The organism is Litchfieldella rifensis, assembly GCF_042646605.1.
Classification (GTDB): Bacteria; Pseudomonadota; Gammaproteobacteria; order Pseudomonadales; family Halomonadaceae; genus Litchfieldella; species Litchfieldella rifensis.
The window spans coordinates 137,647-153,639 of record NZ_JBHRUG010000001.1; the positions used below are offsets into that span (position 1 = coordinate 137,647).

Here is a 15,993-nt window from a genome sequence, read left to right on the forward strand (position 1 = left end):
TGGTTCTCTACATGAATTGGTTCAGGGACAAGTAGTCCTTGATGTAAACAGGAATGCGACCACGCCATTCCTGGGGCACCGCTTTGAAGTCAGCCATGGAGAAGCCGGGATTCACGTTCAGCTCAGTGAAGCGCTTGTGCTCGATGATGTCGCGCAGATGACTGTCGGTGGCATAAGCCTTGAAGTAGTTCTTGAGCGCAACGATAGCGTCGGCATGTTGCTCCAGTTCTTCGGGCGAGAGATCCAACAGTAGCTTGTCGAATTCATCCTCCAACAACTCGTCCTTGGATTTGAAACCAGGAATGAGGCCGAAGACTTTTTCCAGGATCTCACGTAAGGAGAGACGCCGGTCCACCCCAGCGGCACGGCGGAGCTTTTCGAGGTTGAAGTAGGCCTCTGGCTTATCGAAAAGGTGAGTGTGGACATACTTCACAGCTTGATCCCAGCGTTCGACATCGATGAGAGATTTGAGAGTGTCGTCCTCCTTGGCCTGCTCCTCAAACTTGTTGAAGAACATGCGATCGATCTTCATTCCACCATCACCGATCGCGGTTTCAGCGAAGGTGGCAATCAGATCGGTGCCACGATATTCGTACTGCCCACCTGACGGTAGTGGTGGTACAGGTCCCTCCCACCCTTGCCGTTGGCCAGGCCGCGGCAGCTGCAGGATTTCGTCGTAGTCGAACTTCTCCTCGAAGTATTCGCAGTTAGCGAAGAAGTCAAAGAGCTTGTAGCGGCTCTTTTCCTGCGTGCCCAGCTGCTCTTTCATGGCCGGGTCGAAGAGCTGTTCAATGAAGTTGTGTTTCCGGGTACCACGCCCCTTTATCTGCACGAAGTCCTGAGGGGAGAAAACTGGCCGCATCAGGGCGAGGTTAAGCAGATCCGGGCAGTCATAGCCGGTGGTCATCATGCCCACAGTGACGCAGATACGTGCTTTGCTGGTGCGGTAGTTCTCGAAGAAGTTGCCTGAGCCCATTAGTTTATTGTTAGTGAAATTAATGGTGTATTGCTGCGCCTCGGGGATCAGCGAGGTCACCTGTACGGCAAAATCGGACTGATATTTTCCGGGGAACAAGGCATCCGCCAGCTCATTGAAGGTTTGGGTAAGACTGGCGGCATGATTCTGGCTTACGGAAAATACGATAGTCTTGCCAATCTCGCCGCTGATCGGATCGTGCTGCGCATTGGCGAGGATGGTCTCGCAAAAGAGCCGGTTGGTGGCATCAGAAAAGAACTTCTTCTCGAAATCCTTTTGATAGAAAGACTGTTCGGTCTCGTCCCCTTCATCGGTCATGGCCATCACTGCGTAGCCTTCGTCCGAGAGGAGCTTGGTGGTGACATCGGTGCGAGCGTCCACCACCACTGGGTTGATAAGGAAGCCGTCACTCACCCCGTACAGCAATGAGTAGCGGAAGGTGGGCTCACCCGATTCACAGCCGAAGGTGCGATATGTATCTAGCAGCATCCGCCGTTCCAGCTCGCGGGGGTCACGGGTGGTAGGCTTGGCTGCATCAAATTTCTTCAAATAATCTTTTGAAGTGGCGGTCAGTCCCAGTTTGTAACCGACGAAGTACTCGAATACTGCCCGGGCGTTGCCACCAATTGAGCGATGCGATTCGTCGGAGATCACCAAGTCGAAATCGGTGGGAGAGAAAAGCCGCTTGTATTTATCATTGAACAGGAGGGACTGGACGGTAGTAACCACGATCTCAGCTTTTCTCCAGTCGTCGCGACGCTCCTTGTAGATGACCGAGGTGAAGTCATTCTTCAATAGGAAGGTGAAAGCCTTGTTTGCCTGCTCCTCCAGCTCCAACCGGTCTACCAGGAATAACACCCTGCGGACATTACCGGTGCGCAGGAAAAGCTTAATAACGGCAGCGGAGGTCAGGGTCTTGCCAGTGCCAGTGGCCATCTCAAACAGGAAGCGGCTCTTTCCCTCAGCCACGGCATCTTGCACCGCATGCACGGCCCGCTTCTGGTAATCGCGCATGAAGTGAAGTCGGTTCTTGGCAATGAAGCCAGGGCGCTCGCTAGTGTTGTGCCAACCCGCTTCATGGGCATAACCAGGCATCTGAGTCAGGACAATATAGTCCTTGGAAACCAACTCTCTGGTAAGACTGCCAGGATTCGGCTGGAAACGCTGGTAGCTCTTGATGGAGCCAGGCGCGGGAAATCAGGTAATAATATGCGGACCGCCATTATCCAGGTCCCAAAAATAGTGCAGATTACCGTTTGAGAGGATAATGAAGCGGCAGTTCTGCGACTTGGCGTACTTGCGTGCCTGTTCCTTGCCGATCAGTGGGTTCTTGTCCTCTGCCTTGGCTTCCAGCACTACTAGCGGAAAATCCTGCTCATCCAGAAGCAAAAAATCGATAAAGCCATTACTGGTGGTCTCGAAGTCTTCACCCAGATCGTCAATCACGTCTTCGGTCAACTTGACGTTGAGCTCCAGTACAACGTTGGCCTTACCACTCTTCTCGTCGAAGAAACGCCAGCCTGACTCTTCCAAGAGCTTGTTGATCTTGATGCGGGCCTTGGCTTCTTTGGCTGCCATAATTATTTTAATCCTTCTAAAAGACTTATTCCAACACACCTAATTGTTATATACAAGTTGTTATTGATGCCATAGCAAAACAATCACCTAACACTTCATGTTTCAGGAAAAAATTTCTTGAGATCTGCATGGAAATTGGCCGGCCTATCATCAATATAGCGCCAATAATCAACTAAACCAGAAACCGTCTTAAGGCTAACATGACCACAGTCCAGCATAAGTCTAAGAATCTCTAATGTGGGCATTACCCTTGCTCCGAACACCTCAGCCAACAGAGTCATATCCTTATCATCTGTAACGACAGGTATGGATAACTCAACAGCCCAAGTAACATAGAGAGCATCGACACGAGAAGGACCAGGAAGGTCTGAGACAACATAGTCCCAAACAAACTCGAAAGTATTATCAACCTCTTTTCTTTTCTTCTTGGCAACTTTTGGCGAATATTGCCTATTTTCCACATACTCTTCGTCCCCCACCCAAGGAAATTTGCTTATCAAACGGCGTACAGAAAGTTCGCCATTAAGCTCAGGGAGTATGTATAAACAATACCGCGCCTCGCCAAACTCAAGAAAGAGAAGTGGACGAATAGCCCTCGCCAACCGCAAGTAAGTATTGGTGTCGACCAAAATCTTCGACTGAGGCATCATGTAAGCTCGTCATGTAAACTCCGAGCATCAAGCAATGGCAGATCTAGTACCGATTGCACGTATCCGGCCCCTTTGCCGGAGTCATTAAGATAACCTCGCAAAAGTTCAAAAAAAGGCGTTTCAAATATTTCTTCACTTTTGTCTATATATTCTCTTGCAGAAATATTGCCGGAATCACCCAACAAAGCTTCACAAACATGCTTATAAGATTTATTAAAATTCGTTATGCGGGCATAAAACCTATTCCCCAAATCAATTGGGTCAACATCAGCATTGTTAGCATATCGATTAACTTGTTTAAATATAGTATAAGATGAAATAACTTCATCTTCCGCGAACTCAAGAAGCTTGTCTACTTTATCCTTCAAGCTAGTCCTATTTTTTAGCTCTCTGTAAGCCTTCTCAGATTTCTCATGCGGGAAAAGTAAGGCCCCAGCAAAAGCATCTGCGAAGTCTTCTGCTTCTTCACCAGATAAAGAAGGGGACAAGCAGTGCCCAAGCTCATGCGCCATCCAAAATTTAAAATCATGGACGTTCACATCCAAGTTAAGATAAATCCATGTTGTTTGGGAATCGGGAAGGTAAATATGAACCGCATTTTCATGCCGGTTTTTGTCACCCCACAAAACGGGTATCACCACCGCCTGCAAATCTACAAACCGACGTATCAAGTGAAGAAAATCAACCGTATCGTTATGACCCAGATTAATTTCCTTCCGAGTTTTACAAGCAGCTCTCTGCAAGTACTCATACTCACAGTTTGGCTGTTTAAGAACAGGCGGCATCTCAATCGTATCAAAAGTAAGATAAGGCACAAGATGACGAAGAAGATGCCCCATATCTTGGGCTTTTTCTACATGACACCCTTTTGTTTTTGTTCCTTTCATCTTTCGAAAGGCCACTAAAGGAGTATCCGCTTCTTCCTTTATGACAAGCTCATCCAATTTTAACTCAAGCAACTTCCCCAGCTTGAGTAACTTGTCAGGCCGGGGAAACGATTTAGCATTCAACCATTGAGATACTGCTTCTTTAGATACATCCAATGCATCGGCAACGGCTGTCTGCGTCAACCCCGCAGCCTCCATCGCTTTGGAAGCATTTTCATGGTTCAGAAACTTTTTCATGCAGCGAGTATAAGCGCACGTCAAGTTTTGTCAAGTTTCCCAGGTGCAATCTTCACCTTCACAGCACCAGCGGCATACCGCGGCGACACGTAAGGTGCTGGCTGATCGACTGCCCCACTTCCGGTCGGTAGCACTACTGACAACTCCGGATGCGAGCCAGCATGACCACACACCGGCATTCGCTAGGCTGTTGATCGATGAATTGCGATTGCGGTTACTGCAGCGAACGCTCATTGCCAAGCGAGTAGCATCCACTACAAACGGCTGCTGGATCTGAGTGATGGCGGTACCAGGCTGACATATCCCGAGAAGTTCACCTTAGAGAGATTGCTGGCCGGGACCGGCTGCGCGACCTTTATCGCCAGAGACACTGTTCCCACCCCAGACGCTGTACGGGGGTCGAGAGAAACCGTCGGCATCGCCATTGAGCGGGCGGCTGCCATGGTCAGGTCACAACCGAACAAGGTTCGAGAGCTCACTATAGATGGAGGGGTCCATGAGCCCACCCATGACCGATGAACAGATTCTGGCCGGACTGCGCCGCCGCACTTACGACCGGATCGCCCGCAAAGCCGCCCGCCGTATCGAAGAGCTACTGAGCGCTCAAGGCAAGAAAGCTACCACCCATTAACAAAATCGCCCTGGCCATTTCTGACCGGGGCATTGCGATGCGACGCTTACCTGAAGCGAGCCACCCAAGACACGCGATTCCTTGGAGCCACCTCGTTACTCTACCGGTTTCTATCAACACGAATGCAAACCATTGACTCGCCGGTCTGTAAAAGATCGCCTATGATTTACGCTGTATACTGCTGAACCAGGCTCATTGCCACTTAGGTAGCACAAGGAGGAAAGCGCTTCAGGTCGTTTCCTTCCAAAGCCCTTTGGGATTTGCCTCTCTCTCGCTGTTTTCGGGTAAGCCCCTTCCCCTTGAGTCGCCCTTCCCTTGCCACCTTTTCCCTTTTCCCTTTTGCCGTTTGGGGTGGCCCTTTGGATGCCACTTCGGCCTTGGCCAGATGCCGCTGATACCCTTCTATCGACAGGTCGCTTCACAAGAGACACCGCCACTACCATCATCCAGGCGATAGTTACCACACTGGAGAAGGTGGTATATCGCCTCCTAGCTTGAGGGCATTGCTCCACAGAACTTTCGAGCGGTGCAGTTGAGCGTGTCTTTATGTAAGCCACTGGCCAGAGTTGCGGTAGGAAATCTCCTGCAACGCTGGCCGCAGACTAGAAAAGCGGATTGGCCAATTTAAAGGTGTAGAGGGTATTGGCATCCACCTGGCTGGTGGCTTGCAACACCTTTTGGGTCACTGTGCCGTCATCGTCCGCCATCACCGCAAAGTCGTCGTCATTGATGATGCCGATTTCCCTGGCGCTGCGAATCCAGATGCCCTCAAGCTTGTCGTGGGGGTATTGAAGATCGGCGAGGACATCCATCACCAGCTCTTTGCGGACTGGTTTGATGCCGGCTGCCTCGAGCGCTTCCCAACTCGTTTGCTCCAGGGTCTTATCGGCCAGTAATCGTCCGTTTTCCGAGGAGAAGTCACCGCTGACGTCGGTGGCATCGTCGAGATCGATTTTATACAGCCTTTTGTATCTGGCCTCTTCGCCCAGGAAGCCCCCGTCACGCTCAATCACCAGGAACTCATGATCGTTGATGGCGGCGATTTCGGAATTGGACAGGTTGTCGGTGTCTTGACGATAGAGGTACTGCTTGGTTTCGCCGGTTTCAATCTCAAAGGTGACAATCCGAGTGAGGGTATTATTACTTACTTCACTTTTCGACGGGTTGAACATGGTGGACTGCATGATCCCCACCAGGGTCTTTTCATCCGGCGTAATCGCCAGGCCCTCCATACCGCGATTGGCACGTCGCTTGGCAAATACCGCCGGGAGCATGCGATTGCCGGTGCCGGTGCCAAACGGGTTGATCCGCTCCCGTTCCACGCCCTCTGCCGAATAGTGCACGATATGGGGACCGTACTCGTCGCTAATCCAGAAGGAGCCGTCCGTGAGGGCAACCAGGCCCTCGGAATCCATCCCAAAGGGATCGGGGGACAGGGTATTTCCTTCGTTGTCGTAGGGCACTTCTCCGGTGGCACCCATGCCCTCGGGGTTGGGCAAACCGGTGATGGGGTTGCCGTTGGGTGCCTGCAGCAAAATGGTTCTGACGACTTCCAATTCGCCATTAGGCAGGTGCTTGATCTCGGCAATCCGAGGGGTGTAGTCGGGCGCCGGAAACTTCTTGCCCTTGCCTTCAGCGCCGGTGTAGGTGGCATTGGGGCCCCGGTCCGTGATCAGGTAGAAGTGATCGGGTTTATCCGGGTGAGCAGTCATGCCGGAGCCAAATCCTCCGTTGCGCACTTCGGTACCGTTGTCCAATGTGGTCAAGACGGAATAGGGCATGATGCTGGATTGATATTCCAGGGCATGGACTGGGCTCACTGACAAAGCTGCCGAAACCAAAAGAGTGACGGTAAACATCGATTTTTTCACGGGAATTCCTGATGATATGAAAGTGATGTGTTGTAACCTACTTGTGTATAACAAGCATATTAAGGACGCATGACAGCAGGGCTGGCCGTAGCTCACTCTCGGCTTTGTTCGGGGAAGCCCCCTTCCCTTCCAAGCTCTCTGCCGTTTGCCCTTTCCCGTCGGACTCTACTGCTTGCGCTTACCCGGTTTTGGTGTCCATCTCATGCCTTCGTCCCCGAAGCGTTGGAGCAAAATATCGACACGAATCAACCGTGTGCTAGATTCACGGAGCGAAAGCCATCATTTGGGGAAATGAAGATATGAACAAAGGGGATCTGATCGAGCGTATCTCACGCGAGGCAGGGCTGAGCAAAGCCCAGGCCGGTAATGCGCTTGACGCCTTCACCGCCTCCGTCATCGAGGTACTGAAGCAGGGGAAAGCAGTGTCCATGATCGGTTTCGGAACGTTCCAGGTGAGCCAGCGTGCCGCGCGCAGGGGGCGACATCCGCAGACAGGGGCGGAAATCGTCATCCCTGCGTCAAAGAGCCCGACCTTCAAGGCGGGGAAAGGGCTGAAGGATGCGGTGAACTGATCCGAGACGTTTTGTTCCATGGCCAGGGCGAACTGAAGTTCGCCCTGGCCATGGGTTAAGAGAGTTCCGCAACTAAACAGCCACGATCCATCATCTGACGGATTGCTTCGTCTTTGAAGACGTGTGAATGGCGCTGGTTCCTCATAATGACTCCCCAAGCTCGAAGCATAGTCCGGAGAGGTCTACTAGAGCGTAGAGCGGGGAAGTCCACACTCAGCGAAGGTAGTCAGCTATGGCGCCAGAGGCTGTTCGCTGCCTCAGCGCTTGACTCATCCAGAACTCCAGAACCTCGTCGTCACACGGATGAGATTGCGGTTGAATGGTTAGCATAACGCGACTCCCATGCATCCTGCCCCGGTTGCCGCACTGAGAAAGGCGCTCCGGCTGGGGGTGAGTCAAGCGGGGGAAAACGGATGGCATCATCCCATCTGGCGGTGGCGATGGTGGGCCCAGACGTACTCGAACTAGCGAACAAGGGGGTTATGAGGTTCTAGTTTCAACCAGTAAGTTATTGTTTATACATTAAAATCAAACAAAACCTAGTAAAGCGTTTACTACAATAGTATCAGCAGTTTATCGTAAAATAGTGTAACCTATCTAAACTGATTACTGTACCGCTAGTACACCGTGCCTTGTAGCTTTCCCAGGGCGCGCTTCCTACGGCGCTTGGCAAGCTCCCTATGAATTGCCGTGGTTTGCGACCAATCGGCTTGGCGGGGAAGCCGAGGGGGATTCATTTTTCCGTCAACGCCTTCCGGATGCCAGAATTCGTGTGAAGGAGATTTGCCGCCCATGAACTCATACGATGACGATACCGCCCACGCGTATGGTCCAGACCTCGATGAGGGCGACATCATCAATGTCGAGCCTAAGTGTGAAATCCGTGCGCAGATCGCTCGTCGGGTCACATTTGCCACTCACCAATGCGATATTCCCGTCATTGTCGACCTGGTTCTATCGAACCCGTTCGATCACATTCTTGAAGATCTGACGCTGCACCTAATCTGCGAGCCGAAGGTTCTTGGCGACCGGACCTGGACGATCGACCGAATCGCACCCGAATCGGAATTCCGTCCCCGCGATCGCCGCGTGACTATCTCCGGCGGTATGCTCGACAACCTAACCGAGCGCACACGCGGCGAGATTCATCTTGAGCTTCGGCAGGACGATCAGGTCTTGGCTGAGAGTCACCATCGGATCGACGCACTGGCCCGCAACGAATGGGGCGGCTCACAATACATGCCCGAGCTCCTAGCTGCCTTCGTGATGCCCAACGACACAGCGGTTCAGCGCGTGCTTAAGGAGGCTGCGACAATCCTCGAAGGCTCTGGTAAGCGCGGATCGCTTGAGGGGTACCAATCGAAGTCTCGCAAGCGTAGCTGGGAAATCCTATCGGGGATCTGGGCCGCAGTTTCGAGCCGCAACATCACCTATGCCGACCCCTCGGCGAGCTTCGAGCGCGACGGCCAGAAGATCCGCTTCCCGTCGATGATAGAGGAGCACGGCCTGGCCACCTGTCTCGATACTGCCTTGCTCTTCGCCGCGGCAATCGAGCAGGCCGGACTCTATCCGGTCGTCGTCTTCACTGAAGGCCATGCTCTGACCGGCGCCTGGCTGCAGCCGCAAAGCCTTCCATCACTAACGGTTGAAGACCCGATGGAGATCCGAAAGGCCATTGCTCAGGAGGAACTGGTCCTGTTCGAAACCACGATGGCCACGACAGGACAGCCTTTGCCCTTCTCCCGAGCAATTGCCGAGGGACGGCGCCAGGTCGCCGAGGAGAACGAGGATAACTTTATCTATGCGATAGACATCCGTCAGGCACGCGGCCGCGATATCCAGCCACTCTCCAGCCTCGCGGGACTCTCGGTAGGAACAGCCACAGAGGAGACGGCACCCGTGCGCGCCGCTCCGCCGCTCGATGAAGCGCCCGACCTACCGCCTTTCGAGGAAGCGATTGTCGAGGACGATATCGTCAACGCAACCCCCGAGGAGCGTCTCGATCGCTGGAAGCGCAGCCTGCTCGATCTGTCCAAGCGCAACCGGCTACTCAACCTCAAGACGTCAAACACCGCGATCCCGATCTTCTGTCCCGATCCGGCACATCTCGAGGACAAGGTTGCCGAAGGCAAGAAGATCAAGATCATCACACCGCCCGAACAGTCGCGGGGAGGCGATCAATCGGACAAGAACCTCTATCATCTGCGGACCGGCGAGGACTTCGCCGAGAAGTTCGCCGAAGAAGCGCTGGCCCGAAACGAGATCGTCGCCAATGTCGATGCGCGCAGCCTCGAGAAAGGCGCGATTGAGCTCTACCGCAAGGCCAAGGCTGACTTCGAAGAAGGCGGCTCGAACACGCTGTTCCTCGCCCTCGGCATGCTGCGCTGGTCCCCCACCGGCGACAGCAAACGCACATTCCGGGCGCCGCTGATCCTACTGCCGGTGAAAATCGACCGTGCAAGCGCCGCATCGCGCCCCTACCTAACGCGCCACGAGGACGAGCCGGTCTTCAACCTGACGCTACTGCAGATGCTGCGTCAGGACTTCAACATCGACATCCCCGGCCTCGACGGTGAACTCGTTGCCGACGAAAGCGGGGTCGATGTGCGTCGGATCTGGGATCAAGTTCGCGCAAAGATCCGCGAGGTTTCTGGCTTCGAGGTCGTCGAGGAGGTCGTGCTGTCGACCTTCAGCTTCGCCAAATACCTCATGTGGAAGGATCTTTCCGACCGCACCGACGCACTCAAGGCAGCGCCCTTCGTGGAGCATGTCATCGATCATCCGCGCGAGCCCTACCAGAACGGCGCGAGCTTTATTGAGCCGCGCGAGATCGACAAAAAGATAGATCCTACCGAGGTTCTCGCCCCTCTCAATGCCGATGCCAGCCAGATCGTTGCCATCCACGCCTCCGGCGGCGAGGGTGACTTCGTCCTCGAGGGTCCGCCAGGCACCGGCAAGTCGGAAACCATTGCCAACATCATCGCGCACAATCTCGGTCTCGGCAGGCGAGTGCTGTTCGTTTCCGAGAAAATGGCGGCGCTCGACGTCGTCTATCGCCGTCTCAACGCCTGTGGTCTGGGCGATTTCTGTCTCGAATTGCACTCGGCCAAAGCCAATAAGCGCGCTGTTCTCAGCCAGCTCGGCACTGCTTGGGAGAATCGGGGCGTCCGATCGGCCGAGGAATGGCAGCAGAAGACAGCCAAGCTTGGCGAGATACGCGCTGAACTGAATGGCCTCGTCAAGGCCCTCCACCATCCGGGGCCGGGCGGCATGAGCCCGCGGGAAGCGATTGGACGTGCCATGCGCCATGGGGACGTCCACCGACTTCGTCTCAACTGGGAGCGCGATTCGCAAGGTGCGGGCTATGTTTCGACGCCGGAAGCCCTGGCGCACCTCGAGGAGATCGCTAAGCGCCTCGGTCAGCAATTCGAGCAGCTACAGCCCGAGGATATTGAGACGTTCAGCGAGATTTCCCACACCGACTGGTCCTATGCTTGGGCTGAGAAAATAGTCACAGAGGCACGCTCCCTAGGGATTGCCATCGCCGACCTCAAGAGTCGCAGAAAAGCCTTGGCCGACAAGCTCGGGATTACAGATGCTGGAGAGGATCCCTCGGAGAGCGCGGCTCTTGCCGCGGTCTCGGCTATGGTTCCTGACTGCGCGCGACAGGATCTTGGTTTCGCCTTAACGGCGGACGGGCGCGAAGCGCTGGAGACACTCGATACACTCGCTGAGAGCCTCGACAGCTATGCCAACTACCGAGAGCGTCTTTCAGCTCCCTATCCCGACGAGCGAATCCCCGGGCAGCCGTTCGACAGCTGGGCGATTAGGGTCGACCAGATCGATGGAAAGCTGTGGCCGTTAAGAGCAATGGCACGCCGAAAACTGCGCAAGGAATTGCGCGAGGCGTTCGGCCTCGATGCCCGTCAGGTTACCGAGCCAGAGAAGGACATCCCTGCGCTGTCGAACCTCTCACGGCTGCGTGGCGAGATGGAACAGACCGCCAAGGCACTGCCCTCCGGCACGCCTTGGCAAGGTCTTGACACCGATCCCGCACGCCTGCGTCACGCTATTGATGCAGGGTGCCGTCTTCGTGAGTCCGTAGCAAATCTCGCGAGCTTCGGGCGCGACTACGTGGAGACCCGCACTGCTCTTGCCCGCGTTCTCTGCCAAGGGCGCGACATGCTCGAGCCCGGCATGCCGATAGCCTCAACGGCGGGTGAATTGGTGAGGGCCCAGGACGAGTTCGATACGCAGTTGAAGGCGTATCGGGCCGTCTCGAGTGACGGCATCGAGTTTGGCCCTGTCGACTTGGACATACTCGCGAAAAATAGCACCGCGATCGTCGAGCGAGAGCGGCGACTCAATACATGGTGCCAATGGATCGCGATCAGCCGCGAGGCACGCCAAGCTGGGCTCGATACGCTCGTCAACGCGCTGAAATCTGGCAGCGTCGAGCCAAGCCAGACCGTTGAGGTGCTGCGCACAGCGTATGCCTGCTGGCTCGCCCCCATCCTGATCGATGCGCGCCCCGAACTGACGCGTTTTTCCTCAGTCCGCCACGATGATCTGATCCGAACCTTCCGCGAAGTAGATAAGGAAGTTGCCGAGTTGACCTCTTCCTATATCCGCGCAAAGCTTTCCGGCGATGTGCCCATGCGCGACGCTGGCGGCACGGACCCGGGCTACGGTGTGCTGTCGCGCGAGCTGCAGAAGAAAATGCGCCATAAGCCGGTGCGCCAACTTGTCTCGGAGATGGGCGACGCACTTACCACGCTGACACCGTGCTTTATGATGTCGCCACTCTCGGTAGCGCAGTTTCTACCGGCAGAGAAGGCCTTCGACCTGGTAGTCTTCGACGAGGCCAGCCAGATCACGGTCCCAGACGCCGTGGGGGCGATTGCGCGCGGTAAGCGCTGCATCGTGGTGGGCGATCCCAAGCAGATGCCCCCCACCAACTTCTTCTCGCGAGGTGCCGAAGATAGCGACAATGAGGAGGTTCGCGATCTCGAGAGCATACTTGATGAGGCGCTCGCCGCGCGCATGCCACATCACCGGCTTACGGGGCACTACCGCAGCCGACACGAAAGCCTGATCACCTTCTCAAACCACGCCTATTATGGCAGCCAACTGGTGACCTTTCCCTCAGCTGATACCGCCGAAAGCGCAGTGTCGTTTCGTCATGTCGATGGCGTCTATGCCAAGGGGAAAGCGCGCACTAATGAGGTCGAAGCGAGAGGTGTGGTTGAAGCAATCGTTGCTCGGTTGCGCGATCCAGCACGTAATCAGCTCTCGGTTGGCGTGGTCACGTTGAACTCCGAGCAGCAGCGCCTCATCGAGGACTTGCTCGACCAGGAGCGTCGCGCCGATCCCGATCTCGAGCCCTTCTTCGACCCCAACCGTGAGGATCCAGTCTTCGTGAAGAACCTCGAAACGGTGCAGGGTGACCAACGCGACGTGATCCTGCTATCTGTGGGCTACGGTCCTAGCGAACCGGGCGCACGAACCATGTCGATGAATTTCGGCCCACTCAACAAGCAGGGAGGAGAGCGTCGACTCAACGTAGCGATTACCCGTGCCACGACAGAGGTCGTGATCTTTGCTAGCTTCGACGCCTCAATGATCGATCTCACCCGGACCTCGTCCGAGGCGGTCAAGGACCTCAAGCACTATATCGACTTCGCCGCGCGTGGTCCCGTGGCCATCGGCGAAGCGATCCACTCGGTGGGCGGCGATCATGCCTACGACTCCGATTTCGAGATGGCCGTAGCCGAGCGGCTTCGCGGTTACGGCTGGTCGGTCCGCACGCAAATCGGTGTCTCCAAGTTTCGAGTCGATTTAGGCATCGTCCATCCCGACGAACCAGGAAGATTCTTGGCTGGAGTTGAGTGCGACGGGGCGACCTATCATAGTTCTCCCTCGGCGCGGGACCGCGACCGGGTGCGACAGATAATTCTGGAGAATCTGGGCTGGCGGCTGTTCCGAATCTGGTCGACAGACTTTTTCCAGGACCCCGACGCCTCTGCCTCGCTGCTTAATGACAAGCTCGCCGACCTTCTCAAGGTGGACCGCGATCGCGCAGCCGAAGAAGCTGAACGCCGGGCGGAGGAGGAAGCACGCCATACCGAGGCCGAATCGGAGACCAAGGTAGCTACCTCGGAAGACAAGGCCAATGTCGAGGACTACCCGACAGAGGTTCGGGGGGGAGCATTTGAGGCAACGGAGCTGCAGCTTGCCGGCCCGGCCGAGCCCGAAGCCCCGCGTCGCATTGCTCAGGGACCGATCATTGAGGAGAAAACCGCTTGTGTCTCCTCGGATGAGACCGACGAGGAGATCGACCCGGAGCAATTTCACGAACTCTCCTACCAGCCGCGGATCCGGGCGATGGCCCTCGATATCATTGATCGCGAGGGACCGGTGACCTTTAAGCGGATTGGCGATCACATCGCTCGGGCGCACGGCTTCCAACGTACCGGAAGACAGATCCGCCAGACGATCTGGCGCACCATCCATAAACTCCGTGCGCATGTCAAAACACCTGACGATCACACGGTATTCTGGCCCGATGGGGCGACTCCGCAAAGTGTGATGGCATTCCGCGGCCTAGATATAGGCAAGAACAGCCGGGAATGGCGCGAGATTCCCTTCCCCGAAAAGCTGGGGCTAGTCCGCGACGTGCTTCATGAGGGCGACAAGGGCGAGGACGTCTCCCGTCTGGTCGCACGCCACCTAAATGTCGGTCGCCTGACGGCACAGCTCAGATCCGAGATCAACAATCTAGTCGCCCATCTCGAGCACCTCTGAAACCCAGATGCAGCAGCGGATGCCCTGGCCCGCTGTTGCATCTGCCATTGGTGTTTCATCTGATGAGATATGGGAGCAAGGTCGTGCCAAACCAAATGCTCAGGCAAAGACATTGATCCGCCTGGTTCAGAAGTACCCAGAGACGATTGAACATCTGGCGGAATTGTCCTGACCTATAGGCGCTGAAGTCGAATTTGCCTCCCCTCTCCAGGCTAACTAATCTTATAGTTTGACGTCGTTCATCCACGGGAGGAAGCCATGTGTCTGAAAGAACGGCTACCGCGGGCCAAGGCCGGAGAACACCATCAGACCACCAAGCGGCTGCTGAAAGGCTTTGCTGCCTTCACTTCCGCCCTGCTGTTCGGAAATGGGGAGACGAAAGGTCTTGTGCGCATGCTCGGTGCCGCATCACTCGAGGCGGGCAAGAATGTATCCCAGGCCATCCTTCGTGCCCCTACCCAGACTCCTTCAGAGAAAGATAACGAAACTCCACCTATACACTAGGAATGGACTTCCAAGTATCCAGGTGGCTCCCCAAGATTCGAAGATCCAGAGTTTAAAGAGTGTTAAAAGTCCAGCTCGAGCTGGATTTTATCGTTTGTGCGCCAGGCATGGCGCGCAAACTATAAGGACCACAGAAAGCGGTCACTCAGAGAAGAAGAGCAATTATCTACGTCGCCAGTGCCCCCTTACCCAGACTTTTCCACGCGAACAGGAAGTCGGAGACGAAGGCTGCAAATCGTCAGTGATAGCCGTGAAGAAAGCGGCGATTGAAAGTGCGGCCTTCGGCGATACCAAGATTATCAATTGCCCAATAACGTAAAGACAACCAAAGCCAATGGCACAAAACCAATAGTAGGTGGTGAACTCTGAAAAGAACCGGCTAACAAACCATCCTTCTGTTCCAATAACCGGAAGTAAATCATATTTAGCAAAGCAATATACCAAGAATAGGGGTGACATGAATAGCGGCAAGATCACCGCCATGATTGCATTTAAAAACACCCACCTGAGTGTCAAAAACACTCTGCCAGGTTGCTGATTTTCGTTGTGCATACCCTATATCCCCTATCCTAGTAATAATGCTTATTCAGCAAGACTGGGTTGCTATAACAAGTTACTTCCTCAGCATATTCCTATGGACATGTTCTGTTATCCCACCCTTTTTATCGTCACAATCTTATATTCTCTTAAGCACTAGTCACCCCGTTGTGTTGTCCATCCGATACTGCGCGATCATGCCGTCCACGATGCGCTTGACGACTTCACGTGCCGTTTCAAACTCTACGTCAAACCACTCACGAGGCCGGTAAGTGCTTCCATCGAGGCTGTGCAGCAAGACGTTGACCCGCTGAAGGTTAAGCTTAGCGTGGACCAGGCACTCAAACCACCGTGGATCGAGGTTGTAGCAGTCAAAGGAGGCCACGAGCTGGACAAGGGCCTCTAGGTAGGTCTGCTGTCGTTCAGTGCCTGCCAGGCGGCTCTCCAGGGCCTTCTCGGTGCAGCCGATCTTGTGCTTTAGCGCATAGATCTTGGAGCGATTGACATGAAGCCAGTCGGAAACCTCCAAGGCGGTCATTAGGTTGCTGCTACTCTCCGAGGGTTGCTCAGTACTTTTCGACTTAATCCATGGTGTCCGCCATCATGAGCATAGTGAACACGCCCAACATCTCCTAGCGTGCCTGTCGACACCGGAGCTATAAGTCCGTAAATCATCAAAACAGATTGTCCCCCCGACCCGCATGACCTTTCCTTGCTGGTGACCAAACCTGTAAGGATCGCGCCAT

At 54.9% G+C, this 15,993-nt stretch carries 10 protein-coding genes; 4 read left to right on the forward strand and 6 right to left on the reverse strand.

The genetic code is table 11. The annotated features are described in order from the left end of the window. Positions 1-7 precede the first annotated feature (7 nt). The 4 genes from ACFOEV_RS00615 to ACFOEV_RS00630 all read right to left on the reverse strand — a co-directional run bounded on the left by ACFOEV_RS00615 (position 8) and on the right by ACFOEV_RS00630 (position 4,328). Complete coding sequence (locus tag ACFOEV_RS00615) at positions 8-1,990, reverse strand: DEAD/DEAH box helicase family protein (RefSeq protein WP_386770533.1); 1,983 nt, start codon at positions 1,988-1,990, stop codon at positions 8-10. 183 nt (positions 1,991-2,173) lie between these two features. Next, complete coding sequence (locus tag ACFOEV_RS00620; protein ID WP_386770535.1) at positions 2,174-2,554, reverse strand: type I restriction endonuclease; 381 nt, start codon at positions 2,552-2,554, stop codon at positions 2,174-2,176. A 95-nt stretch (positions 2,555-2,649) separates the two neighbouring features. After that, positions 2,650-3,204 carry a DNA-binding protein gene (locus tag ACFOEV_RS00625; RefSeq protein WP_386770537.1) on the reverse strand — a complete coding sequence of 185 codons (555 nt, stop codon included), beginning with the start codon at positions 3,202-3,204 and terminating at the stop codon, positions 2,650-2,652. After that, the gene (locus ACFOEV_RS00630) at positions 3,201-4,328 is read right to left on the reverse strand and encodes an XRE family transcriptional regulator (RefSeq protein ID WP_386770539.1); all 1,128 of its coding nucleotides are present in this window, start codon (positions 4,326-4,328) and stop codon (positions 3,201-3,203) included. The genes ACFOEV_RS00625 and ACFOEV_RS00630 overlap by 4 nt, the downstream gene beginning before the upstream one ends. Before the next feature lie 508 nt (positions 4,329-4,836). On the opposite strand from ACFOEV_RS00630, the gene ACFOEV_RS00635 reads away from it, so the two are divergent. Then, complete coding sequence (locus ACFOEV_RS00635; protein WP_386770541.1) at positions 4,837-4,959, forward strand: hypothetical protein; 123 nt, start codon at positions 4,837-4,839, stop codon at positions 4,957-4,959. Positions 4,960-5,561: 602 nt separating this feature from the next. Here the strand turns inward: ACFOEV_RS00635 and ACFOEV_RS00640 are convergent. After that, positions 5,562-6,830, reverse strand: a complete 1,269-nt coding sequence (locus tag ACFOEV_RS00640) for an esterase-like activity of phytase family protein (RefSeq protein WP_386770543.1) — start codon at positions 6,828-6,830, stop codon at positions 5,562-5,564. Positions 6,831-7,129: 299 nt separating this feature from the next. Here ACFOEV_RS00640 and ACFOEV_RS00645 point away from each other — a divergent pair, with 299 nt between their 5' ends. The 3 genes from ACFOEV_RS00645 to ACFOEV_RS00655 all read left to right on the forward strand — a co-directional run bounded on the left by ACFOEV_RS00645 (position 7,130) and on the right by ACFOEV_RS00655 (position 14,710). Further along, entirely contained in the window at positions 7,130-7,402 is a 273-nt protein-coding gene (locus ACFOEV_RS00645; protein ID WP_386770545.1) for an HU family DNA-binding protein, read from the forward strand. 792 nt (positions 7,403-8,194) lie between these two features. Further along, entirely contained in the window at positions 8,195-14,206 is a 6,012-nt protein-coding gene (locus ACFOEV_RS00650) for a DUF3320 domain-containing protein (protein ID WP_386770546.1), read from the forward strand. Positions 14,207-14,464: 258 nt separating this feature from the next. Further along, the gene (locus ACFOEV_RS00655; protein ID WP_386770548.1) at positions 14,465-14,710 is read left to right on the forward strand and encodes a hypothetical protein; all 246 of its coding nucleotides are present in this window, start codon (positions 14,465-14,467) and stop codon (positions 14,708-14,710) included. A gap of 697 nt (positions 14,711-15,407) precedes the next feature. Here the strand turns inward: ACFOEV_RS00655 and ACFOEV_RS00660 are convergent. Further along, a complete protein-coding gene (locus ACFOEV_RS00660) occupies positions 15,408-15,785 on the reverse strand; it encodes a GIY-YIG nuclease family protein (protein ID WP_386770550.1) in 378 nt (125 codons plus the stop codon). Positions 15,786-15,993 lie beyond the last annotated feature (208 nt).